Source organism: Rhodococcus sp. P3_B8, assembly GCF_056402775.1.
The window spans coordinates 72,973-93,768 of sequence record NZ_JBFUGT010000006.1 but is presented as its reverse complement, the minus strand read 5'-3'; the positions used below and the strand labels follow the sequence as shown (position 1 = coordinate 93,768).

Sequence of the window (20,796 nt, the reverse complement as noted above, 5' to 3'; positions counted from 1 at the left end):
TCAGAGCCAGGCTTCTCAGAGTCGGGGTTCTCACAGAACGTGTGAGCCGTACATTTCGCCGAGCGGGTCGGCGATGAGTTCGAGGCGGGCACCGTCGGGGTCGCGGAAGTACATCGACACCTCGCTGTGTTCGACCAATTCGACGCCGGCGTCGATCAGTTTCGTGCGCAGGTGGTTCCACCGGTCGGGTTCGACGCTGATCGCGATGTGGTGGAGTCCGCCGAGCACTTCCCGGTACGGGCCGACGTCGAGGCCCGGGAAGTCGAAGAATGCCAGCAGGTTGCCGTTGCCGATGTCGAAGAAGAAGTGCGACGACCCGGCGTAGTCCCGGTTCTCGATCAGTTCGGTGAGCGGAAACTCGAGCAGGTCTTGATAGAACCGGACGGTGCGCTCGACGTCACTGCTGATCAGCGCAGTGTGATGGAGTCCGCGGGCCGAGGACGCGGGCCTCGACGCCACCGGCTTCAGATGCTCGACGCGGATCCGGTCGCGTTGCTCCGCGAACCTCTGCGAACGCTCCTGCTCGTCTGTGGTGCTCATTGCCCTGCCCCTCTCCGCGGAGCGCAGTGATTGCGCTTTCAACTAAATTCAGACTACAGCAAGTCGTTGCGCTGTCAACTACTTGAGCTATGCTGGTGTCGTGGAACCGACCCGATGGCTCAGCGCCGACGAACAGAACACCTGGCGCGCCTACCTGGACGCCACACGCCTACTCCTGCAGGCGCTCGATCGGCAGCTCACCCGCGACGCCGGCATCTCGTTCACGGACTTCGAACTGCTCGTCGTGCTGTCGGAGGCGCCGCAGCGGCAACTGCGGATGCGCGAACTCGCCGACGCGGTGACCACCACCCGCAGCGGTGTGACCAGGGCCATCAGCAGGCTGGTCGACACAGGCTGGGTGCGCCGCGTCGAATGCGAAGACGACAAGCGGGGAACATTGGCCGAGCTGACCGACGCCGGAGCCGAGAAGCTCGCCGCCGCCAGCCCCGGACATGTCGCGGAGGTGCGCCGCAACATGTTCGACCTGCTCAGCCCCCGCGACGTCGGCATCCTCGGTCACGACTTCAGCGAAATGCGCACCCACCTGCTGGAAAACCCCTGAGCCCGGAAAGGTCGACCATGAGCAGCACGGCACCCGTGAACGAGTACGTCCACATCGACAAGCAGAGTCCGGCCGTCTATCAGGCGCAGATCGGCGTCGCCAAGGCCGTCCGTCATGCGACCACCGAGGTCGGGATGGACCGGCGATTCGTCGAGCTGATCAACGTGCGCGTCTCCCAGATCAACCGCTGCGCGTACTGCCTGGACGTTCACGTCGCCGCGGCGCTCGCGGCCGGCGAGACCCAGCAGCGCCTCGCGGTTCTGCCCGCCTGGCGGGAGACGGCACTGTTCTCCGATCGGGAGGTTGCGGCGCTGACCTTGGCCGAATCGATCACGACCCTCCCGGACGCGCATACCCAGGAGGCCGACTACGCGTTCGCGCGCCAGTTCCTCTCCGAGCCGGAGATCGCCACGGTGAGCTGGATCGCCGTCACCATGAACGCCTTCAACCGGATCTCCATCGTCAGCCGCCATCCGGTCCGGCCGAAGCAGTAATACCGCCGTTCACCAGCCTTTCGCAGAATTTAGTTGACTTCGCAACGACATCGGCCTAACGTAGTAGTTGCAGATTCAATTACCTCGATTTCGAGTGACCATTCCACAGCTCAAGGAGTTTTCATGACCACCGCCACCGCCACCCTGCCCAACCTCACCGCCGGAACCTGGGCCATCGACACCGTCCACTCCACCGTCGGCTTCTCCGTCCGCCACCTSATGGTCAGCAAGGTCCGCGGCACCTTCAACGACTTCACCGGCGCGATCACCGTCGCCGAGGACGGCACCGCCGCCGTCACCGCCGARATCCAGGTCGCGTCCATCGACACCAAGAACACCGACCGCGACGCCCACATCAAGTCCGCCGACTTCTTCGACGCCGAGCAGTACCCCACCGCCACCTTCACCTCCACCGCCGTCCGCCCCAAGGGCGACGACTACGTGGTCGAGGGCGAATTCACCCTCCACGGCGTCACCCGCCCCGTCGAGCTCGCCCTCGAGTTCAACGGCGTCAACCCCGGCATGGGCAACGGCCCGGTCGCCGGCTTCGAAGCCACCACCGTCCTCAACCGCAAGGACTTCGGCATCACCATCGACATGCCCCTCGAAGGCGGCGGAGCCGTCGTCGGCGACAAGATCACCATCACCCTCGAGATCGAGGCCGGCCTGCAGGCCTGACCCCACTCGCACCAGCGCCCCGTCATCCACCCGGATGGCGGGGCGTTTCGTCGTTAATACGACGCAACACTTTCGATCGACGTGATCCAGGTCATTGTGATCTTGGGCGGGCTCGAGTGACCCTGGCCCCTTCGATAACGGCGACTGCGAAACGAAGGTGACCACATGGGTAGCGACTCCGAACTCTCGTTCGCGCTCGACCTCACGCTGGACGAGGCGCGGCGGCGCACCGCTGTTCTCGAGGCGATCGGCGAGGACTGGGACCCCGTCGCCGTGCTCGCGGAGGAAGAGCGGGCGTACGACATGCTGTACTCCGGCCTCGACCCCGAGCAGCAGCGCATCTACGACGAGCTGGTCCAGGCGGGTGTGCTCCCGGATCGGACGGTGGGCCGTGTTACCGATTGATCCGACCGCGGACTTCTCCCGTCGCGCCTGGTTGCCCTGCCCTGGCTGCGATCACGGCTCGGACTGCCACGACTGCGGGTCCGGCCGCAATTGCGACCGGCATTGGCAGTACCTGCTGAGCAATCAGGGAACCCACGTCCATCTGCAGTGCCCCGACTGCACCCACCTGTGGAGTATCGACACTCGCCACGGGCGACCGCAGCGGCGGCGGAAGGCGGCGTAGGCGCCGGCCCACCGCTCGGTCATCCCCGACTCCGCGGCCTGTCGGCGAGCAGTTGGGTGAGCCGGTGCGCCTGGCGGAGGAGGAGTTCGCCCAGTTCGCGGCGGCGCTCCTCGCGGAACCGGCTCTCCACCCCCGTGATGCTCAGCGCCCAGGCCGGTGATCCCTGGGCGTCGAAGACGGCGGCGCCCATCCCCCAGCTGCCCTCCACCAGCAGTCCGGGATTGACGGCGTACCCGTTCAGGCGTGTCTCCGCGATGCGCTCGGCGATCTCGTCCCGCCTGTGCTGTGTTCCCCACTCGCCGGTGACGTCGGCGCGCGACAGGTAGTCGTCGATGTCGCGGTCCGGCAGGTGGGACAGGATGACCAGACCCRCCGACGCCACCCCCAGCGGCAGGCGGATGCCGACGTACAGCACGTGGGAGCGCAGCGGGAAGCTGCCCTCCTCGCTCGCGATGCAGACCGTTTCGTCGCCGCGGCGGGCGGACAGGAAGACACTCTCGCCGGTCTCGCGGGCCAGATCGCGCAGGACGTCGCGGGATCGGTCCGTGATGTCGTACCGGCTGGCCGCGAGCGAGCCGAGCAGGTACAGCTCGGGTCCCAGCGACCATTTCCCCGACTTCTGGTCGCGGTCCACCAGCCCCTCCTCGGCCAGCGAAACGAGGAGACGGTGCACGGTGGGGCGGGCGAGACCCGTCTCCCGTGCCAGGGCGGACGTCGAGGATCCCGACGATTCGAGGGCGGCGATGGCCCGGAAGAGGGCGCCCACCCGCCGAATGACCTGCGGCCGCTGCGCGTCGTCCATGACCGCAGTATACGTTCACTCAGTGAACGCTCTCCGGCACTACGTTCAAACCGCGAGCACTCTCTCCGAAACCCTTGAAATGCATGAAGCGACCCCTTTTAGTGGAGCAAAGCTCGTCGCACGAAGACGTTCATCAGGTGGACGATGTGATGCGGAAGACGGTATCGCCGGTACGGCGGCCAGGAGAAAGGATGCACATGGGATCGAGAGTGTTCGACACCCCGGAAGAAGCAGTCGCGGACGTGTCCGACGGCGCGTCGATCGCCGTGGGCGGGTTCGGCCTGTGCGGAATCCCCGACTCGCTGATCCGCGCGCTCGCCGACTCCGGTGTCGGGAATCTCGAGGTCTTCTCCAACAACTGCGGTGTGGACGACCACGGACTCGGAATTCTGCTGGGCGCCCGCCAGATTCGGCGTGTCACCGCGTCGTACGTCGGCGAGAACAAGGAATTCGCGCGTCAGTACCTTTCCGGTGAGCTCGAGGTGGAGCTGACCCCGCAGGGCACGCTGGCCGAACGCCTTCGGGCGGGCGGAGCGGGCATCCCCGCGTTCTTCACCCCCGCCGGTGTGGGAAGCCCCGTCGCCGACGGCGGACTGCCGTGGCGGTACGCCGCCGACGGTTCCGTCGCGCTCGCGTCGCCCCCGAAGGAGACCCGCGTGTTCGGCGACAAGCGCTACGTTCTCGAACTCGGCATCACCGCCGACTTCGCCCTGGTCCACGCACTGCGGGGCGACACCGCCGGCAACCTGGTATTCGACAAGTCGGCCCTGAACTTCAACCCCCTCGCGGCGATGGCCGGGAAGGTGACCATCGCGCAGGTCGAGGAACTCGTGCCCGCAGGCACCATCGATCCCGCCCAGGTGCATCTGCCCGGAGTCTTCGTTCAACGCATCGTCGAGACCGGCCCCCAGAACAAGCGGATCGAGAAGCGGACAGTCAGCAGCACGGAAGGAGCCACTCGATGACCGGCACCAACGGATGGACACGTGAGCAGATGGCCGCTCGCGCGGCCGCGGAGATGGTCGACGGCGAATACGTCAACCTCGGCATCGGACTGCCGACGCTCATTCCCGGATACCTCGGCACCGACGTCACCGTGACCCTGCATTCGGAGAACGGGATCCTCGGCACCGGCCCCTACCCCACCGACGAGAACGTCGACCCCGACCTGATCAACGCCGGCAAGGAAACGGTCACCGTCAATGCCGGTGCCGCATTCTTCGACTCCGCGCTGTCGTTCGGCATGATCCGCGGCGGCCACATCGACACCGCCGTCCTCGGCGGCATGCAGGTCTCCCGCACCGGCGACCTCGCCAACTGGATGGTCCCCGGAAAGATGGTCAAGGGCATGGGTGGCGCGATGGACCTCGTGCACGGCGCGAGCCGCGTCATCGTCCTCATGGAACACACCGACCGGGACGGCAACCCCAAGATCATCGACGCCTGCACCCTGCCGCTGACCGGCCAGGGCGTCGTCAACCGCATCATCACCAACCTCGCCGTCATCGACGTGGTCGGCGACGGCACCCTCGCTCTCCGTGAGGTCGCTCCCGGCGTCACCGTCGACGAGGTCGTCGCCGCCACCGGAACCCCCCTCGAGATCCGCGAATCCGCACTCGTCTGAGCAACATTCGTCACGACACCAAGGACAATCCCATGACTTCTTCCGCCAGGTCCGTCATCGTCGCCGGAGCCCGGACCCCCGTCGGCCGGCTGACGGGTTCGCTCGCGTCACTCTCCGGATCCGATCTCGGTGGCATCGCCATCAAGGGCGCCCTCGACAAGGCCGGGGTGGCACCGGAACTGGTGGAGTACGTGATCATGGGGCAGGTCCTCACTGCCGGTGCCGGTCAGATCCCGGCCCGGCAGGCCGCGGTCAACGCGGGCATCCCGATGTCGGTGCCCGCCTTGACCGTCAACAAGGTGTGCCTGTCGGGTCTCGACGCCATCGCGCTCGCCGACCAGCTGATCCGCGCCGGCGAATTCGATGTCGTCATCGCCGGTGGGCAGGAGTCGATGTCCCAGGCGCCGCACCTTCTCCCGAACTCGCGGAGCGGTTTCAAGTACGGCGACACCACCCTCGTCGACCACCTCGCCTATGACGGCCTGTACGACATCTTCACCGAGCAGGCGATGGGTGCGCTCACCGAGGACCGGAACGCGAACACCGACAAGATCGGTCGCGAAGAGCAGGACGCCTTCGCCGCCGCCTCACATCAGCGCGCCGCGGCCGCGTGGAAGAACGGACTCTTCGACGACGAGGTCGTACCCGTCCCCATCCCGCAGCGCCGGGGCGAGCCGCTCGTCGTCACCGAGGACGAGGGCGTCCGCGCCGACACCACCGCCGAGTCGCTGTCGAAGCTGCGGCCCGCCTTCAGCAAGAACGGCACCGTCACCGCGGGTTCCGCGTCGCAGATCTCCGACGGCGCGGCCGCCGTCGTGGTGATGAGCAAGGCCAAGGCCGAGGAGCTGGGACTCGAATGGCTCGCCGAGATCGGCGCCCACGGCGTCGTCGCCGGGCCGGACTCGACGCTCCAGCAGCAGCCCGCCAATGCCATCGACAAGGCGTGCACCCGTGAGGGACTCGACCCCTCGGCGCTCGACCTCGTCGAGATCAACGAAGCCTTCGCCGCCGTCGGCATCGTGTCGACCCGGCAACTCGGAGTCGACCCGTCGAAGGTCAATGTGAACGGCGGCGCCATCGCCATCGGGCACCCGCTCGGCATGTCGGGGGCACGGGTCGTGCTGCACCTCGCGCTCGAGCTGAAGCGACGCGGTGGTGGAACCGGCGCCGCCGCTCTCTGCGGCGGCGGCGGACAGGGCGACGCCCTGCTTCTCCACGTCCCGGGCGAGTGATCACCAGTCACGCACAGTAGGTTTTGCGTCACCACCGGGTCATGATCGACCCGATGCGAGCGCGGCGACGGCCGGCGCGAACATGGTGGACTTGATGGCGCCGAGCGTGCCGGTGTCCTTCCCCGCGAGCGGCGCGATCAGGTCGACAGCGGCGCCGAGGACCGCCCCTTCGGGGGCGGTCCCGTCGACCAGCCCACTCGTCTGCGCGTCGGGGCCGCCGTAGCGGCGGCCGGTGGTCATGGCGGTGATCGCGGTCTGCGGTGTCAGCTTGGCCTGGATCAGCGCGGCCATCCCCGGGGTGAACGGAATGTGGATGTCGACCTCGGGAAAGCAGTAGTACCCGCGGTCGGACCGCATCACCCGGTAGTCGTGGGCGATTCCGAGCATGGCGCCGGCGCCGAACGCATGCCCGTTGACCGCGGCCACCGTCGGCAGCGGGAGCGTCAGAATCCGGCTGAACAGGGCCTGCACGCGCCCGACGTACCAGTCTGCGCGGTCACCGTTGGCCATCAGCCAGTCCAGGTCGAGGCCGTTGGAGTAGAACTTCCCGGTGGCCGTGGTGACCAGGGCCTGCGCGCCGTGGTCGTGGGCGTCGTCGAGGAGCCGGTCGACGGTGTCGAGCCACTCGGGGGAGAAACGATTCTCGTCGTCGCCGAGGTCGAGGACGGCGATCGTGTCCTGGTAGGTCAAGGTGGCGGTCATCGGGAACCTTTCGTGTTGCTGTCGTGACGTTTCCCCGGGGGCGGGGGGTCGAGAGTGAGGACGGCGCGGACCGCCGCCTCCAGGCGCAAGCGCATGGCGTCGTCCGGTTTTCGCCGGGCGTGCAGCAGCAGTCCGGTGGGGAGCCCGACGACGCACGCTTCGATCACTTCGACCGCGCGACCGTCCTTGCGCCCCCACAACGCCAGCGCCAAACGGACGAACAGTTCGACGAGGACGGAGTCGAGGCGCGACAATTCGGCAGCGACGTCCTCGGGGACCTCGGAGCCGAGCAGTTCGTCGCGGCGCACGGTGAGAAGGAGCCGCGACGACTGCGGGAATCGCTCGGCGAAGACGGCCGGGGTGTCGGCGGCCGCGACGACGGCGTCCACGGGACCGCGCCCCAGAGCCTCCTCGACCGATTCCTGTTGCAGGTCGAGAAATCGGTGCGCCGCCCGCAACCAGGCGCGCCCGACCAGCCCTCCCCGCGAGCCGAATGCGTGATAGATGGCGCCGTTGGACATCTCCGCGGCCGCGGCGACCGCGCGCAGGGTCACCGCACTGGGGCCGCCATCGACGGCCAGCCGTTCGGCGGCATCGAGCGCGGCGTCGAGGTCGTGGACTCGTGGCCTGGGCATACCGCGAACAATAACAGATCATGCGTTCTATTACTCGCGGGTAGGTAGCCACCGATCGGGCCGCGGGAACCGCCCGATGGTTGGCTTGCCGTTGTGCGCCGAGTCACAATGGGTTAGCTTTGTTCGGACATAAACACATTACGTGTTCTGTACATGGAATACGTCGAGGAGATGTTCATGGCCAGCGATCTCACCCGAACTACCGCCCCGTCCCTGCCTGCCGACGCCCCTGGGCGGCACTCGCACAGACTCGGCATCATCGCCGTCGTCGCCACCTTCGGCGGCCTGCTCTTCGGATACGACACCGGAGTCATCAACGGCGCACTCGCACCGCTGAAGGAAGACCTCCAGCTCACCTCGTTCACCGAGGGCCTGGTGGTGAGCATCCTGATCTTCGGTGCCGCGATCGGCGCTCTCATCGGCGGACGGATGTCCGACCGGTTCGGACGCCGGCACAACATCCTGGTGCTCGCGATCATCTTCATGATCGGGACGATCGGCTGCGTGCTGTCCCCGACGTGGGAGGTGCTCGCACTGTTCCGCTTCATCCTCGGCCTCGCCGTCGGCGGCGCATCCGCGACCGTGCCCGTCTACCTCTCCGAGATCTCCCCCACCGAACGACGCGGCAGCGTGGTCTCCCGCAACGAGGTCATGATCGTCGTCGGACAGTTCGCCGCATTCGTGATCAACGCCATCATCTTCAACATCTGGGGCGAGCACGAGAACGTCTGGCGCTTCATGCTTCTGGTCGCCGTCATTCCGGCCATCTTCCTGTTCGCCGGAATGCTGCGGATGCCGGAGAGCCCGCGCTGGCTGATGTCGCAGGACCGGCACGACGAAGCGCTCGCCGTGCTTCTCCAGGTTCGGTCCCCGGAGCGGGCACGTGCCGAGTTGGAGGAAGTTCGGGCGCTCGCCGAGGAAGAGAAGCTCTCACAGACCGGCGGGGCCGCCGACCTGTCGGTGAAGTGGATCCGCCGCCTCATCTTCATCGGCGTCGGCCTCGGAGTGTTCCAGCAGGCCACCGGCATCAACTCGGTGATGTACTACGGCACCCAGCTGCTCGGCGACGCCGGATTCTCCTCCAACGCCGCCATCGTCGCGAACACACTCAACGGCCTGTTCAGCGTGCTCGGCGTCCTCACCGGCGTCGCCCTGATCAACCGGATCGACCGTCGGAAGATGCTCCTCGGCGGCTTCACCCTCACCACCACGTTCCACGTGCTCGTCGGCCTGTCCGCGTTCCTGCTGCCCGACGGCACGCTCAAGGCATACCTGATCCTGACGTTCGTGGTGCTGTTCGTCTTCTCGATGCAGGCCACGATCGGCCCCCTGGTGTGGCTGATGCTGTCGGAGATCTTCCCGCTGAAGATCCGCAGCTTCGCCATCGGTGTCTGCATCTTCGCGCTGTGGATCGCCAACGCGGTTGTCGCGCTGCTCTTCCCGCCCGTCGTGGCCGCACTGGGAATCGGTGCCACGTTCTTCATCTTCGCCGTCCTCGGCGTGCTGGCTCTCGTCTTCATCAAAACCCAGGTCCCGGAAACCCGTGGCCGCTCCCTCGAGGAACTCGAAGACCAGTTCCGGCGCGACTACTCGTGACAGTCGCCGCACCGTGTCCCCTGAAAGGTTGATCCCATGACAGTGCTCGTAGCCGTAACCGACTCCTCCGAAGGATCGCACGCCCTCCTCGCCGGCAAGAAGGAAGCCGCGATGCTGGGCACCGACCTCCTGGTGGTGAACCTCTCCCTCACCGAACCCGAAGAGGTGCACACTCTCGCCGACGGCGGCGTGACCGTCCTCGACCGCATCGGACGCGGAGACCGCGATCCCGCGACCGCCGTGCTCGACCTACTCGACGAACGACCCGACATCGAACGACTCGTAATCGGCGTCAAACGACGCAGCGCGGTCGGCAAGGCGCTGCTCGGCAGCGTGAGCCAGCGCCTCATCCTGCAGTCCCCGATCCCCGTCCTCGCGGTCAAAACCCCTCAGTAGGAGCCGAGTTGAGCAAGCAAGGGAGCCTGCGCCTGGTCGCGGGCATGGTCGGCGGCGGGCAGGGCGCCGACATCGGCAAGACCCACCGCTACGCGATGCGCCTCGACGACCGATACGACCTGCACGCGGGGGTCTTCGGGCGAGACGGCGCATCGTCGGCGCGGATCGCCGAAAGTCTCGGTGTGCCGGCCGACCGCACCTATCGCGACTACCGGGAGATGGCGGAACGGGAATCCGCCCGCGAGGACGGCGTCGACGTGGTCGCCGTGACCACGCCGAACGACAGCCACTTCGTCATCGCGCGCACGTTCCTGGAGGCGGGCATCTCGGTGGTGTGCGAAAAGCCCCTCACGCCCGACTCGGCGTCGGCTGCGGAACTGGTCGCGATCGCCGAGTCGTCCGGTGCGATTCTCGCCGTCCCGCACTGCTATTCGGCGTATGCGATGGTCCGGCAGGCGGCCCGGATGGTGCGCGACGGCGACCTCGGCCGGATCCGATTCGCCGCGGTCGAGCACGCGTCCGGTTGGGCCGCGGCACCCGTCGAACTCGGCGAGCACCGGCAGGCACGCTGGCGCACCGACCCCGGCGTCGCGGGATTCCCCAGCGTCGTCGGCGATCTCGGCACCCACGCCTTCCACCTCCTGCGGTACATCACCGGATTCGAAGCCACCAGGGTGTCTGCCGAACTGGACACCCTCGTCCCCGGACGGCGGGTGTTCGACAACGCCACCGTTCGCCTCACCCTCTCCAACGGGACACCGGCGACACTGTGGGCGAGCATGGCCGCCACCGGCAACGAGCACGGCCTGCGCATCCGGGTGTTCGGCGACACCGCGAGCATCGAATGGCGACACGAGGACCCCCAGCACCTGACGGTGCGCGACCTCGACGGTGGCACGACGATCCTCGCGCAGGGGATGCGCACGCTGTCCGAGGACGCCGGCCGACTCACCCGCCCCGGCCTGGGACATCCCGAAGGCTTCCTCGAGGCGTTCGCGAACTTCTACCGTGATCTCGCGGACGAACTCCGCGCCCGCCGCGACGACACCCCCACCACCGTCCGCGATCTGTCCTTCCCCACCGGACGCGACGGGCTGATCGGCGTCCAGTTCGTCGAGGCGACGGCCGCCTCGCACGCCGCCGACTCCGCCTGGGTGGTTCCCGCTTTCGCACTCGACAGGGTCGGTATCTGACATGCAGCGTTTCGCCCTCATCGGCGCGGGATTCATCGGTGGAGTGCACGGTGCCAACCTCGCCGCGCACCCCGACGTCGACCTGGCTTTCGTCTTCGACATCGACCTCGCTCGCGCGACGGACCTCGCCAAGCGGCACGGCAGCCGTGCGACGACCGATCTCGCGGAAGTCTTCGACCCCACGGCAATCGACGCCGTCTTCATCGCGTCGTCCACCGACACCCACGGCGAGCACCTTCGCGCCGCGGCGACGGCGGGGATCCCGGCCCTGTGCGAGAAACCGATCGACCTCGATCTCGCGCGCGCCGTCGACATCGTGCGCTTCGCCGAGACCCGATCGCTGCCGGCGATGGTCGATTTCAACCGCCGCTTCGACCGCGACTACGCCGAACTGCAGCGGGTGGTCACGTCCGGTGAGATCGGTTCGGTCGAGCTGATCCAGATGACCAGCCGCGGTCCGGCGATGCCGCCGCTCGAGTACGTCGCGGTCTCGGGTGGGCAGATGCGCGACCAGACCGTCCACTTCTTCGACCTGGCCCGGTGGATCTCGGGGCTCGACCCCGAGTCCGTCTTCGCGACCGGTTCCACGCTCGCCGAACCCCGCCTCGCCGAGTACGGCGACGTCGACACGTCGGCGGTCACCCTGCGTCTGCCCGGCGGCGCGCTCGTCCAGATCGACTGCACCCGGCGGATCGGCTACGGCTACGACGAACGCATCGAGGTGCTCGGTTCCACGGGCATGGTCGAGGCGCGACGGCAGCGCGCCGGATCTGTTTCCCGGTACAGCGCCGGCCGCGTGGTCGACGACGGCTTGCACGCGGGATGGTTCGAACGGATCAGAGGCAGCTACCGCACCGCGCTCGACCACTTCGTCGACGCGCTGGAAAACGGTGCCGCGATCGGCCCGACCCTGGCGGAGGCGCTGAAGGCGCAGGCGATCGCCGAAGCCGCGACGCGCTCACTCACCAGCGGCCGGATGGAACCGATCGAGTACCCGGCCTGAACCCGGTCACACCGGGTCACCGAGCACGACGACGTCGGCGCGGGCGCGGCCGGGCGCGACCAACGCGGTGTTGCGTTCGTCGCTGCGCCGCACCCACTCTCGCGCATCGTCGGGCGACTTGCCGAACCGGATGTGCCGCTCGACGAGCCGGGTGACGCGCTCCTCGTCGTCCGGCGCGAGGAACCATGCCTCGTCGAGCAGGTCGCGCACCCTCGCCCACGGCTGCTCGTCGAGGAGCAGGTAGTTGCCCTCGGTGATCACCAGCGGCACGTCCGGCGGGACGGCGATCGACCCGGCGTAGGACTCCTCGACGTCGCGGTGGAACTTCGGGGCGTACACCGTCTCGCCGCCGGGTTCACGCAGCCGGCGCAGCAGGGCCACGTAGCCGGCGGCGTCGAACGTGTCGGGTGCGCCCTTGCGGCCGGCCCGGCCGAGGCGGACCAGTTCCGCACCCGCCAGGTGGAATCCGTCCATCGGCACCACCACCGCGGAGGGTCCCAGCGCCGCGAGCACTGCCGCGGCAACGGTGCTCTTGCCTGAGCCGGGAGGTCCGGCGATACCGAGAATCCGGCGCGTGCCCGGCTCGGTCAGCGCCCGGGCGCGCGCAACGAGTCCCTCGAGTCGACCGTCGTCCATAGGAAGACCGTAGTCCGGACACTCCGCGGCGCACGCACGCGGCGCCCGATGTCACAGCGGGTCAGTCGGATTGGACCGCTGTGACATTGGGCGATCGGTGGCTGACGTCCAGACGTGTGCCGCCAGCTGATTACCCGTGCGAAGTCTGGCCTGTGGCGGTCAGTCGCCTACCGAGATGCTTGGGTGTGCGCAGCACGAGCGATCTGTCTTCGATGATCACGTCGGGGCAGTGCTGTTCGATGACCGTTTCCAGCTTGCGGACCTCGTCGAGATTTCGGAGCCACATCGCCATGATGATGCTGTACGGACCGATGGTGGGGGCGAGGAGCCGGACGTCGCTGAGGGTCGCCAGCCGGTCGAGTACCTGATCCGACTTCAAGAAGTACCACGCGTATGCCGGTCGCCCGGAGTGCCGCCGTGCGACTTCCGTGCGAATCACCGCGCGACCCGAGGCGAGCAGGTTGTTCATCGAGGCGCGCGTGCTGTCGACGCTCAGCGACAGTCGCGACGCGATCTCGGTCGCGGGTAGGCGGCCGTCGGTGGCGAGTTCGCGGAGGATCTCGGCTTCGTCCTTCGGATGAGCCCGCAGCCGACGGGGTGCCGGGGCGCTGCCGGCGAGTTGCTGCACGGCGGCGGCTTCCGTGGAGTCCAGCGCCCGAAGCCTCCAACTGCGGGCATCGGTGTGGATGCTGGTGAGCACGTGGGTAGTCATGTCCGAGATGCCGTCGAGCGATCCCATGCGTTCGAGAAGATAGTCGCTCAGCTGCTCGTGGTCCTCGAATGCGGTGGTGACCAGGAGGTCGCGGCCGCCGGTCGTCAGGTCGATGGTGATGGCTTCGCGGTCGCGCCCGATCTCGTCCGCCACCGCGCGGGTGCGGCCGGGCGGGCATTTCAGCTCGATGAGGGCCAGCACGCGTTCCGCGGTGGCCGGGTATGCGGTGACCCAGGCCAGGCCCTCGGACTGCAGCCGGGACCACCGACGGGCGATCGTGACGGGGTCCACTCCGAGGACGGGCGCCAGCGCGGTCCACGGGGCCCGCGGCGCGATTTGGAGCGCATGGATCAGACGCCGGTCCTCCTCCGACAGGATCGTGTCTCTCGCGTCGATCATGTCCTGCGAATCCTCCCGCTGCCGGGTCCTGCCGGTCGTCCGCCCCGGAAGGGCATTTCTCCTGCAATATTAGGCGCGTAGATCCTGCATTCTGCACAAACTTTCCGTTCTGTGCCGGTATCCGGCGACTCGGATGGTGCGCTGACCCTCATGCGCCATCATTCCCGCAGCTCGTATGCATGAATCCTGCGTGCCTATATCGGCACTACACCTCGTAGGGGCAACAATCATGAAGGTCATTCCTGCGCCCGCGGTCCGTCGGACAGCATCGGGTCCGCTTCGACGGGAAGTGTGGCTACCGGCCGTCCTCGCACTCGTGATCGTGTCGGCGTTCCAGGCCGTCGGCGTCTGGAAGATCAACCTCGGCCCGGCCGCGATCGCCGTGTACCCGATGGTGTGGGCGCTCCTCGCCGGCGGGTTCGTCTCGGCGCAGCGGCGGTGGCCTCTCACGCCGCGGATGTGGGCCGTCGCCGAGTCACTCATGGCGGTGGGTGTCTCACTCCTGGTCGCCCGGTTGAGCCTCACGCTCGGTCCCAACATCGACGTGCTGTTCGACGCCGGCCCCGCTCTGCTGTTGCAGGAGGTAGGCCACCTCGTCGGGACCGTCGCCATCGCCCTTCCCCTCGCGGTGGCGCTGCGGATGGGGCGCGCGACGGTCGGAGCCACGTTCTCAATCGATCGGGAAGCCTCCTTCGCCATCGTGGGCGACCGGTTCGGGGTGAAATCGGACGAGTATCGCGGTGTGCTGTCGATGTACGTCTTCGGGACGATGTTCGGTGCCGTCATCGTTGCGTTGATCGCCTCGTTGACCTCATCGTTGGGCATCTTCGACCCGCTGGCGCTGGCGATGGGCGCCGGCGTCGGTTCGGGATCGATGATGGCGGCCGGTGCCGCGGCCATCTCCGCCGCTCACCCGGAGGTGGGCGAACAGGTCCTGGCACTGGCGGCCACCTCGAATCTCATCACCATGATCCTCGGCGTCTACGTCGGTGTCTGGATCGCCCTTCCGCTGGCAGATCGCCTCTACGGGTTGCTCACCCGTTCCGCGTCCCGCCCCGTCGCCGTGTCGGGCGAGCGCACCGAATCCTCACCGGACGTCGACGCGACCGACCCCGCCGAGACGCACGCTGCACCCTTCGGCGACGACGACGTGAAGGTCACCGTTCCGCTCTACCTGAGCGTCCCGATCGTCGCCGCGATCTGCATCGCCGCCGCAACGATCGCTGCCGGCGAGCTGACCACCAGCATTCCGATCGGCTTCACCCTCATCGTCGGACTCATGCTGGTCGCGACCGCACTGTCGCATCTGACCCGGGGCAAGATCACCGCGGTCATCTGGGCCAGCGTGCTCGGCGTCTCGGTATCGGGTCCCTGGTTTCCCGGATCGGCGTGGATCGTCCACAACACCGAATCGATCGATTTCATGTCGATGTGCGCGGTGGTGCTGGGATTCGCCGGATTGGCTGTGGGAAAGAACCTCCCCGCGCTCCGGATGATCGGGTGGAAGATCGTTCCCGTCGGATTCGCCGCGATCTTCGCCTCCTTCGTGCTGTCGACCCTCATCGCCGAGTTCGCCCTCGGATTCTGGCGGTGACTCGCACGCCGAACCCCCTTCGCGAACGCGATGACTCAGCAGTACACCCCGACGATTGGAAGGTCGATCACCGATGACGCGAGTCGACGACATCACCACCGCATCCGAAACGAACCGGCTCCTGAAGAAGACGGCCGCGCACACCATCACCGAGGAGCGCGGGCGAATCATCGCGCTCAGCCACGACATTCACGCACAACCTGAGCTCGCCTTCGCCGAACACTACGCGTGCGAACGCATCTCCACGGAACTCGAGTCGGCAGGATTCGACGTCACCAGGGGCGCGTACGACATCGAGACCTCGTTCGAGGCGGTGTACGGCAGCGGCGATTTCCGCGTCGTATTGTGCGCCGAGTACGACGCGCTGCCGGAGATCGGACATGCCTGCGGCCACAACGTCATCGCCGCCATCACTGTGGGCGCGGCCCTCGCCCTGAAGCCGATCGCAGACGATCTCGGCGTGCAACTCGTGGTCCTGGGTACCCCCGCCGAGGAGCACGGTGGCGGGAAGATCGCGTTGATGCGCGCGGGAGCATTCGAATCGGCCGTGATGTCGGCGATGGTCCATCCGTCGAACAGCGACACCCAGGTGCGCACGTCGCAGATCGTCATGCAGTGTGTCGACCGTTTCGTCGTGGAGTTCACCGGCCGGGCCGCCCATGCCGCAGCAGCACCGCACGAGGCCGTCAACGCCGGCGCCGCCGCGACTCTCGCACAGGTCGCCATCGGTCTACTGCGGCAGCAGTTGCGTGACGGGATCCGCGTCGCATCGATCACGTCCGACGCCGGCACGGTGACGAACATCGTCCCCGGGTACGCGCGCCTCGACATCGAAGTCCGGTCGCAGAACCTGGAGGAGATGATCGACGCCAAACAGCGGGTGCTGGCCTGCCTCGAAGGCGCTGCCATCGCGACGGGCTGCTCCTGGGAGCACGGGCGCACCGAACCCCGATACCTCAGCATCCGCCAAGATCCGCTCCTCGCGCAGGCGTGGGACGCGAACATCGAACTGTCCGGACTTCCCGTGGCGGACAGGCACGACGGGTCGGGCGGTTCGACGGACATGGGCAACGTCTCGCGGGTCGTTCCCAGCATTCACCCGATGATCAAGCTCGATGGTGCAGCGGGTCCGCCGCACACCGTGGAGTTCGAACGAGCGGCCGGTTCCGACGCGGGCGACGACTGCGCCATCACGGGGGCGACCGCACTCGCGTGGACGATCGTCGACGTCGCGTCGGATCCGGACACGCGCGAACACCTGCTGCGCCGCGCCGCCGAACGTCCCGCGGGCGCCACGATGGTCGACCACGACGACGACGCCCGGGCCGCCGCCCATCTCGCGGAGTAGAGGTGTGGTGACCAGCGTCTTCGATCTGTTCTCGGTCGGAATCGGTCCATCGAGCTCGCACACCGTCGGCCCGATGAAGGCAGGCTCGATGTTCGTCGACGAGGTGAAGAACTCCGGCCTCGGCACGGTTTCCCGACTCGAAGTCGACCTGTACGGCTCGCTCGCCGCGACCGGCCGTGGGCACGGGACCCTCGGGGCGGTGCTCCTCGGCCTCGAGGGCAATGCACCCGACACCATCGACCCCGCCTACGCACGGTCGCGGGTCGCCGAGATCGATGCCGGCTCTCCACTGCGGTTGAGCCCGGACTGCGAATTACGCTTCACCACTGCGGATATCGCGCTACACCTGCACGACGCCGGCACTCGACATCCGAACACCCTGCGGTTCACGGCCCACTCGGACATCCCGCACAGTGACACGGCACAACCCGGCCACACGGCGACGTACTACTCGGTCGGCGGAGGATTCGTCGAGCGCGACGGCGCACCCCTCGCCCCAACACCCTCGGTCCCCTGGCCGTTCGCCACGGCAGGCGAACTACTCGACATCTGCGTTCGGGAGCGCCTCGCGATCAGTGACGTGATGTGGCAGAACGAGTGCGCGACCCGCTCCCCCGACCACGTGCGGAGACATCTGCTCGAAGTCTGGAACGTGATGAGCGAGTCCATCCGTCACGGCTTCCACACCCGCGGCCGCCTGCCCGGTGGGCTGGGAGTCGAGCGCCGCGCACCCGGCCTGTACGAGCGGATACGGCTGATCGGCACCGACCACTCGGTGTCGATGGACTGGCTCAACGCGGCCGCAATGGCCGTCAACGAGGAGAATGCCGGCGGCGGACGCGTCGTCACCGCACCCACCAACGGCGCCGCCGGCGTGATACCGGCCGTGCTCAACTGGGCACTGCGGTTCGTCCCCACAGTCGGCACAGGCGATGAACGCGACGACGCAGTCGTCCGTTTCCTGCTCACATCCGGCGCCATCGCATCACTCATCAAGGGCCGGGCGTCGATCTCGGGCGCCGAGATGGGCTGCCAAGGCGAGGTCGGGTCTGCCTGTTCCATGGCTGCCGCCGCCCTCACCGACATGCTCGGCGGCACACCGGCACAGGTCGAGAACGCCGCCGAGATCGCGATCGAACACAACCTCGGCCTCACCTGCGACCCGGTCGGTGGACTCGTTCAGATTCCGTGCATCGAACGGAACGCGGTCGCCGCCGTGAAGGCCGTCAACGCCGCAAAGATCGCGATGCACGGCGACGGGACACACCGGGTGACCTCGACCAGGCCATCGAAACCATGCGCCAGACCGGCGTGGACATGCTGTCGAAGTACAAGGAGACGTCGCTGGGCGGATTAGCTGTCAACGTCACGGAATGCTAGGTGCACTCAGGATCGACGGTGGTCAGATCACCGTTCCGACGTCGCGGGCGACCAGGTGGTCCAGGGCGCGTTCGGCGACCGCGGCGATGGTCATCGACGGATTGCATGCCGCGGTGTTGCCGGGCATCAGGGCACCGTCGAGCACATACAGTCCGCGCTGGCCGAGCACCCGGCCTTCGAGATCGCACACTGAGCCCATCGATGCCCCGCCGAGCGGATGCCAGGTGGAAGGGAAGATCGAATTGGTGTCCGTGAGTATGGATCCCGGCCCGGCGATCTTCCGCACCATCGGGTCGATGCGGCCGTTCTGGATGACGGCGTCGCCTTCCCTCGGCCAGCGCAGTACCGCGTCGTCGGTGGCCGAGTCGTACACGAAACTCCCACGGCCTTCGCTGACGCCGTATCCGACGAGCATGGTGCTGCGTGCGTCGAGGGACAGTGGTGGCATCGACGCCTGGATGACCGTGACGGCGGTGGCGGGGTCGTCCCAGTTCAAACTGCCGTAGACGACCGGGCCGCCCTGCGGAGCGCCGAATTCTTCTTCGAGGCTCGTCCAGACATAGATTCGGTCGGCGTTGGTTCCCCAGCCGGTTCCGAGTTCGTCCGGCAGATCCGGGATGCGGCCCGTCGACGCGGCACGCACCAGCAACTTGGTGGTGCCCAGGCTGCCGGCGGCCATCACCAGGGCATTCGTGGTGAGGATCTTGTTCTCGAGTACGTTGCCGGACGTATCGATCCGGTCGACGTACACCGTCCAACGGCCGTCCGGGGCGCGTTCGACATCGGTGACCTGGTGCAGGGTTTCCACCGTCACCCGGCCGGTCGCTTCCGCGGCAGCGATGTAGGTGACGTCGACCGAGTGCTTGCCGCCGTTGTTGACCCCGAGGGCGCCGTCGCCGTTGGTGTACGAGGGTTTCATGCGGCCGCGGAGTTCGTCGAGCGCGAAGTTCCAATCGATCGGCATCGGGATCTTCGACACGGGCAGTCCCGCTCGCTGCACGTTCTGTGCAAACACCCTCGCGGCCTGGTAATTCGGGCTGTCGATCAACTCGTCGGGGGCGACGGCGAGCCGCAACATCCGCGCGACCCGCGGGTAGTGAACCCGGTCCATCGTGGCCCAGTCGAGCGCTTCGGGCAGGTACGTGTTGAAGACGGCCTCGGCCGGTTGCAACGTCATCCCCTGGTAGACGAGGGAACCACCGCCGACGCCCGCGGCGCACAGTGCGGTCATGTTGTCGCCGGGCACCGCCTCGAGCAGACCGGTGTACGGCTCCAGCGCCACCGGCTCACCGAACAGTTGCGGACTGGACCGGTACCAGAGGATGCGCTTGTCCGGGGCGGTCGCACGGGGAAAGGTGTCTGCGTCCGGCCCTGTGGGCCAGCGTATTCCACGCTCGAGCACCAGAACGGGCACGCCGGCCTCCGCGAGCCGGAGCGCCGCGACGCCGCCGCCGAACCCCGACCCGACGACGATGACCCGGTGATCTTCGCGGGTGAGCGGCACGGTAGTCCGGCGGCCTCCGGTCCCGGCCTGCGCGATGCGCGGACTCGCCAACGCGACGCCCGCGGCAGCGGCCCCGGCCAGAAAGGAGCGGCGATTGAGTGCAGACACAGATTTCCCCCAGATCACAGACGGACTCACTCGGCGAGATGTCGAAAGATCAGCGTGGAGCATTTCTCTTAGGCGAGCTCAAACTAGACACTCTGAGCGAGATGTGTCAAGAAGTAGCTGTGACTGCCGTTACGAGCTGGACGGCATCGCCGGCGACAGCCAGCGGGTGAGAAACCGGCGAAGGTCGTCGTCGGTGTGAACGGCGTCGTCGTCGAAGAGGACGACCGACAGCGCCAGCCGAAGTGCGATCTCGACGATATCGTCCAGGCTCGACTCCACGCCGGGATCGCGCTCGACGAGGGGCTCGAGCAGTTCGCGCGCTACGGGTTTCGCGCGGGACATCATGCCCGTGTCGAAAACAGGGTTTCCCCGTTCCGCCTGCAGCAGGGTAGCCAGCACCGGATGCGCGCGCACCGCGGCCCGGCCCGCCACGATGAGTTCGACGACGTACTCGCACGTTGTGTCGGTCGCGTTCGAGCGGGAGTGGATCCCGCCCAGCACCTCGACGGCGAGACCGGCGATCGCCTGCGACACCAGTTCTTCGCGCGACCCGAAGTTGGAGTACACGGTCTGCCGCGTGACGCCCGCACCCTGCGCCGCCGCCGCGATGGTGACCCCCTCGAAACCGTCACGCGCGATCAAGTCGAGCGTGGCGTCCAAGATCTTCCTCCGCGACCGCATGCGACCATTATCGATCACGATCCCGAAGGGCCCGCACCCTCGCTATTCGCGTTGCGGATAGGCCCGTTTCAGTTGCGTCTCGTCGGCTCGCCCGCAGCCGAATTCGCCGATGACTTGCCAGAGTCGTTCCGCGAATCGAGTTGGGCACATCCCGAAGTTGACGAGGGTCTCCTCCTCCGGGGGTCCGCCGAATGGCGCCCAGGTTCGGGCGAAGTCGAGGATGTCGTCGACCTCTTTGCCCGGTCTCGGCTGTCGGGCGCGGTGTCGTTCGGCTTCTCGTCGTCGATCGCGCCACCGGCGGTAGCGCCGGACGTCCACCTCGAACTGATCGGATTGCTGTGAAGGCACG

At 67.4% G+C, this 20,796-nt stretch carries 22 protein-coding genes and 1 pseudogene; 14 read left to right on the top strand and 9 right to left on the bottom strand.

What is annotated here, in order from left to right; genetic code table 11:
- Nucleotides 1-30: 30 nt before the first annotated feature.
- Complete coding sequence (locus AC1D1G_RS04865) at nucleotides 31-540, bottom strand: VOC family protein (RefSeq protein WP_477951394.1); 510 nt, start codon at nucleotides 538-540, stop codon at nucleotides 31-33.
- Nucleotides 541-640: 100 nt separating this feature from the next.
- On the opposite strand from AC1D1G_RS04865, the gene AC1D1G_RS04860 reads away from it, so the two are divergent.
- The 4 genes from AC1D1G_RS04860 (at nucleotide 641) to AC1D1G_RS04845 (ending at nucleotide 2,679) form a co-directional block, all read left to right on the top strand.
- The gene (locus AC1D1G_RS04860) at nucleotides 641-1,102 is read left to right on the top strand and encodes a MarR family winged helix-turn-helix transcriptional regulator (RefSeq protein WP_009476979.1); all 462 of its coding nucleotides are present in this window, start codon (nucleotides 641-643) and stop codon (nucleotides 1,100-1,102) included.
- 17 nt (nucleotides 1,103-1,119) lie between these two features.
- Nucleotides 1,120-1,596 (top strand): carboxymuconolactone decarboxylase family protein, encoded by a 477-nt coding sequence (locus AC1D1G_RS04855; RefSeq protein WP_477951393.1) that lies wholly within the window; start codon nucleotides 1,120-1,122, stop codon nucleotides 1,594-1,596.
- 123 nt (nucleotides 1,597-1,719) lie between these two features.
- Complete coding sequence (locus AC1D1G_RS04850) at nucleotides 1,720-2,274, top strand: YceI family protein (RefSeq protein ID WP_283330859.1); 555 nt, start codon at nucleotides 1,720-1,722, stop codon at nucleotides 2,272-2,274.
- A gap of 165 nt (nucleotides 2,275-2,439) precedes the next feature.
- Nucleotides 2,440-2,679 (top strand): DUF6400 family protein, encoded by a 240-nt coding sequence (locus tag AC1D1G_RS04845; protein WP_005237803.1) that lies wholly within the window; start codon nucleotides 2,440-2,442, stop codon nucleotides 2,677-2,679.
- A gap of 242 nt (nucleotides 2,680-2,921) precedes the next feature.
- On the opposite strand, the gene AC1D1G_RS04840 is transcribed toward AC1D1G_RS04845, so the two are convergent.
- Nucleotides 2,922-3,704 (bottom strand): IclR family transcriptional regulator, encoded by a 783-nt coding sequence (locus AC1D1G_RS04840; RefSeq protein WP_477951392.1) that lies wholly within the window; start codon nucleotides 3,702-3,704, stop codon nucleotides 2,922-2,924.
- 197 nt (nucleotides 3,705-3,901) lie between these two features.
- Here AC1D1G_RS04840 and AC1D1G_RS04835 point away from each other — a divergent pair, with 197 nt between their 5' ends.
- The 3 genes from AC1D1G_RS04835 to AC1D1G_RS04825 are packed head-to-tail and all read left to right on the top strand — an operon-like array spanning nucleotide 3,902 to nucleotide 6,560.
- Nucleotides 3,902-4,669 (top strand): CoA transferase subunit A, encoded by a 768-nt coding sequence (locus AC1D1G_RS04835; protein ID WP_016884572.1) that lies wholly within the window; start codon nucleotides 3,902-3,904, stop codon nucleotides 4,667-4,669.
- Nucleotides 4,666-5,328: a 3-oxoacid CoA-transferase subunit B gene (locus tag AC1D1G_RS04830; RefSeq protein WP_005260718.1), complete on the top strand. Its 663-nt coding sequence runs from the start codon at nucleotides 4,666-4,668 to the stop codon at nucleotides 5,326-5,328. The genes AC1D1G_RS04835 and AC1D1G_RS04830 overlap by 4 nt, the downstream gene beginning before the upstream one ends.
- A 32-nt stretch (nucleotides 5,329-5,360) precedes the next feature.
- Complete coding sequence (locus AC1D1G_RS04825; RefSeq protein ID WP_477951391.1) at nucleotides 5,361-6,560, top strand: acetyl-CoA C-acetyltransferase; 1,200 nt, start codon at nucleotides 5,361-5,363, stop codon at nucleotides 6,558-6,560.
- A gap of 39 nt (nucleotides 6,561-6,599) precedes the next feature.
- Here the strand turns inward: AC1D1G_RS04825 and AC1D1G_RS04820 are convergent, their stop codons facing one another.
- Both AC1D1G_RS04820 and AC1D1G_RS04815 read right to left on the bottom strand, forming a co-directional pair.
- Nucleotides 6,600-7,262, bottom strand: coding sequence for an enoyl-CoA hydratase/isomerase family protein (locus tag AC1D1G_RS04820; protein WP_009476973.1), 663 nt, complete (start codon nucleotides 7,260-7,262; stop codon nucleotides 6,600-6,602).
- On the bottom strand, nucleotides 7,259-7,897 hold the full coding sequence (locus AC1D1G_RS04815; RefSeq protein ID WP_283335699.1) for a TetR family transcriptional regulator: 639 nt from the start codon (nucleotides 7,895-7,897) through the stop codon (nucleotides 7,259-7,261). Before AC1D1G_RS04815 ends, AC1D1G_RS04820 begins: the two co-directional genes overlap by 4 nt.
- A gap of 153 nt (nucleotides 7,898-8,050) precedes the next feature.
- Between AC1D1G_RS04815 and AC1D1G_RS04810 the strand changes: the two genes are divergently transcribed.
- The 4 genes from AC1D1G_RS04810 to AC1D1G_RS04795 are packed head-to-tail and all read left to right on the top strand — an operon-like array spanning nucleotide 8,051 to nucleotide 12,085.
- Complete coding sequence (locus tag AC1D1G_RS04810; protein ID WP_477951390.1) at nucleotides 8,051-9,493, top strand: sugar porter family MFS transporter; 1,443 nt, start codon at nucleotides 8,051-8,053, stop codon at nucleotides 9,491-9,493.
- 36 nt (nucleotides 9,494-9,529) lie between these two features.
- Complete coding sequence (locus AC1D1G_RS04805) at nucleotides 9,530-9,889, top strand: universal stress protein (RefSeq protein WP_477951389.1); 360 nt, start codon at nucleotides 9,530-9,532, stop codon at nucleotides 9,887-9,889.
- A gap of 8 nt (nucleotides 9,890-9,897) precedes the next feature.
- Nucleotides 9,898-11,082: a Gfo/Idh/MocA family protein gene (locus tag AC1D1G_RS04800; protein WP_477951388.1), complete on the top strand. Its 1,185-nt coding sequence runs from the start codon at nucleotides 9,898-9,900 to the stop codon at nucleotides 11,080-11,082.
- 1 nt (nucleotide 11,083) lies between these two features.
- Nucleotides 11,084-12,085, top strand: a complete 1,002-nt coding sequence (locus AC1D1G_RS04795; RefSeq protein WP_317570860.1) for a Gfo/Idh/MocA family protein — start codon at nucleotides 11,084-11,086, stop codon at nucleotides 12,083-12,085.
- Nucleotides 12,086-12,091: 6 nt separating this feature from the next.
- On the opposite strand, the gene AC1D1G_RS04790 is transcribed toward AC1D1G_RS04795, so the two are convergent.
- Entirely contained in the window at nucleotides 12,092-12,721 is a 630-nt protein-coding gene (locus AC1D1G_RS04790; protein WP_477951387.1) for a nucleoside/nucleotide kinase family protein, read from the bottom strand.
- Nucleotides 12,722-12,851: 130 nt separating this feature from the next.
- The gene (locus tag AC1D1G_RS04785; RefSeq protein ID WP_477951386.1) at nucleotides 12,852-13,832 is read right to left on the bottom strand and encodes an Lrp/AsnC family transcriptional regulator; all 981 of its coding nucleotides are present in this window, start codon (nucleotides 13,830-13,832) and stop codon (nucleotides 12,852-12,854) included.
- Between the two features lie 229 nt (nucleotides 13,833-14,061).
- Here AC1D1G_RS04785 and AC1D1G_RS04780 point away from each other — a divergent pair, with 229 nt between their 5' ends.
- The 3 genes and pseudogenes from AC1D1G_RS04780 to AC1D1G_RS04770 all read left to right on the top strand — a co-directional run bounded on the left by AC1D1G_RS04780 (nucleotide 14,062) and on the right by AC1D1G_RS04770 (nucleotide 18,154).
- Nucleotides 14,062-15,426: a DUF3100 domain-containing protein gene (locus AC1D1G_RS04780; RefSeq protein WP_477951385.1), complete on the top strand. Its 1,365-nt coding sequence runs from the start codon at nucleotides 14,062-14,064 to the stop codon at nucleotides 15,424-15,426.
- 73 nt (nucleotides 15,427-15,499) lie between these two features.
- A complete protein-coding gene (locus tag AC1D1G_RS04775) occupies nucleotides 15,500-16,774 on the top strand; it encodes an amidohydrolase (protein ID WP_477951384.1) in 1,275 nt (424 codons plus the stop codon).
- Between the two features lie 4 nt (nucleotides 16,775-16,778).
- Nucleotides 16,779-18,154, top strand: a pseudogene (locus AC1D1G_RS04770) (L-serine ammonia-lyase).
- Between the two features lie 22 nt (nucleotides 18,155-18,176).
- On the opposite strand, the gene AC1D1G_RS04765 reads toward AC1D1G_RS04770, so the two are convergent.
- The 3 genes from AC1D1G_RS04765 to AC1D1G_RS04755 all read right to left on the bottom strand — a co-directional run bounded on the left by AC1D1G_RS04765 (nucleotide 18,177) and on the right by AC1D1G_RS04755 (nucleotide 20,795).
- Nucleotides 18,177-19,766 (bottom strand): GMC oxidoreductase, encoded by a 1,590-nt coding sequence (locus AC1D1G_RS04765; RefSeq protein WP_477951383.1) that lies wholly within the window; start codon nucleotides 19,764-19,766, stop codon nucleotides 18,177-18,179.
- Between the two features lie 129 nt (nucleotides 19,767-19,895).
- Entirely contained in the window at nucleotides 19,896-20,447 is a 552-nt protein-coding gene (locus tag AC1D1G_RS04760) for a TetR/AcrR family transcriptional regulator (RefSeq protein ID WP_477951382.1), read from the bottom strand.
- Between the two features lie 42 nt (nucleotides 20,448-20,489).
- Nucleotides 20,490-20,795 (bottom strand): hypothetical protein, encoded by a 306-nt coding sequence (locus AC1D1G_RS04755; RefSeq protein ID WP_283353026.1) that lies wholly within the window; start codon nucleotides 20,793-20,795, stop codon nucleotides 20,490-20,492.
- Nucleotide 20,796 lies beyond the last annotated feature (1 nt).

Bases quoted from the DNA above. Each gene is read 5' to 3' on its own strand.
- AC1D1G_RS04795 (WP_317570860.1), top strand. From the start codon at position 11,084: ATGCAGCGTTTCGCCCTCATCGGCGCGGGATTCATCGGTGGAGTGCAC.
- AC1D1G_RS04835 (WP_016884572.1), top strand. From the start codon at position 3,902: ATGGGATCGAGAGTGTTCGACACCCCGGAAGAAGCAGTCGCGGACGTG.
- AC1D1G_RS04785 (WP_477951386.1), bottom strand. From the start codon at position 13,832: ATGATCGACGCGAGAGACACGATCCTGTCGGAGGAGGACCGGCGTCTG.
- AC1D1G_RS04830 (WP_005260718.1), top strand. From the start codon at position 4,666: ATGACCGGCACCAACGGATGGACACGTGAGCAGATGGCCGCTCGCGCG.
- AC1D1G_RS04790 (WP_477951387.1), bottom strand. From the start codon at position 12,721: ATGGACGACGGTCGACTCGAGGGACTCGTTGCGCGCGCCCGGGCGCTG.
- AC1D1G_RS04780 (WP_477951385.1), top strand. From the start codon at position 14,062: ATGAAGGTCATTCCTGCGCCCGCGGTCCGTCGGACAGCATCGGGTCCG.
- AC1D1G_RS04865 (WP_477951394.1), bottom strand. From the start codon at position 540: ATGAGCACCACAGACGAGCAGGAGCGTTCGCAGAGGTTCGCGGAGCAA.
- AC1D1G_RS04760 (WP_477951382.1), bottom strand. From the start codon at position 20,447: ATGCGGTCGCGGAGGAAGATCTTGGACGCCACGCTCGACTTGATCGCG.
- AC1D1G_RS04805 (WP_477951389.1), top strand. From the start codon at position 9,530: ATGACAGTGCTCGTAGCCGTAACCGACTCCTCCGAAGGATCGCACGCC.
- AC1D1G_RS04820 (WP_009476973.1), bottom strand. From the start codon at position 7,262: ATGACCGCCACCTTGACCTACCAGGACACGATCGCCGTCCTCGACCTC.
- AC1D1G_RS04810 (WP_477951390.1), top strand. From the start codon at position 8,051: ATGGAATACGTCGAGGAGATGTTCATGGCCAGCGATCTCACCCGAACT.
- AC1D1G_RS04775 (WP_477951384.1), top strand. From the start codon at position 15,500: ATGACGCGAGTCGACGACATCACCACCGCATCCGAAACGAACCGGCTC.
- AC1D1G_RS04855 (WP_477951393.1), top strand. From the start codon at position 1,120: ATGAGCAGCACGGCACCCGTGAACGAGTACGTCCACATCGACAAGCAG.
- AC1D1G_RS04815 (WP_283335699.1), bottom strand. From the start codon at position 7,897: ATGCCCAGGCCACGAGTCCACGACCTCGACGCCGCGCTCGATGCCGCC.
- AC1D1G_RS04825 (WP_477951391.1), top strand. From the start codon at position 5,361: ATGACTTCTTCCGCCAGGTCCGTCATCGTCGCCGGAGCCCGGACCCCC.
- AC1D1G_RS04845 (WP_005237803.1), top strand. From the start codon at position 2,440: ATGGGTAGCGACTCCGAACTCTCGTTCGCGCTCGACCTCACGCTGGAC.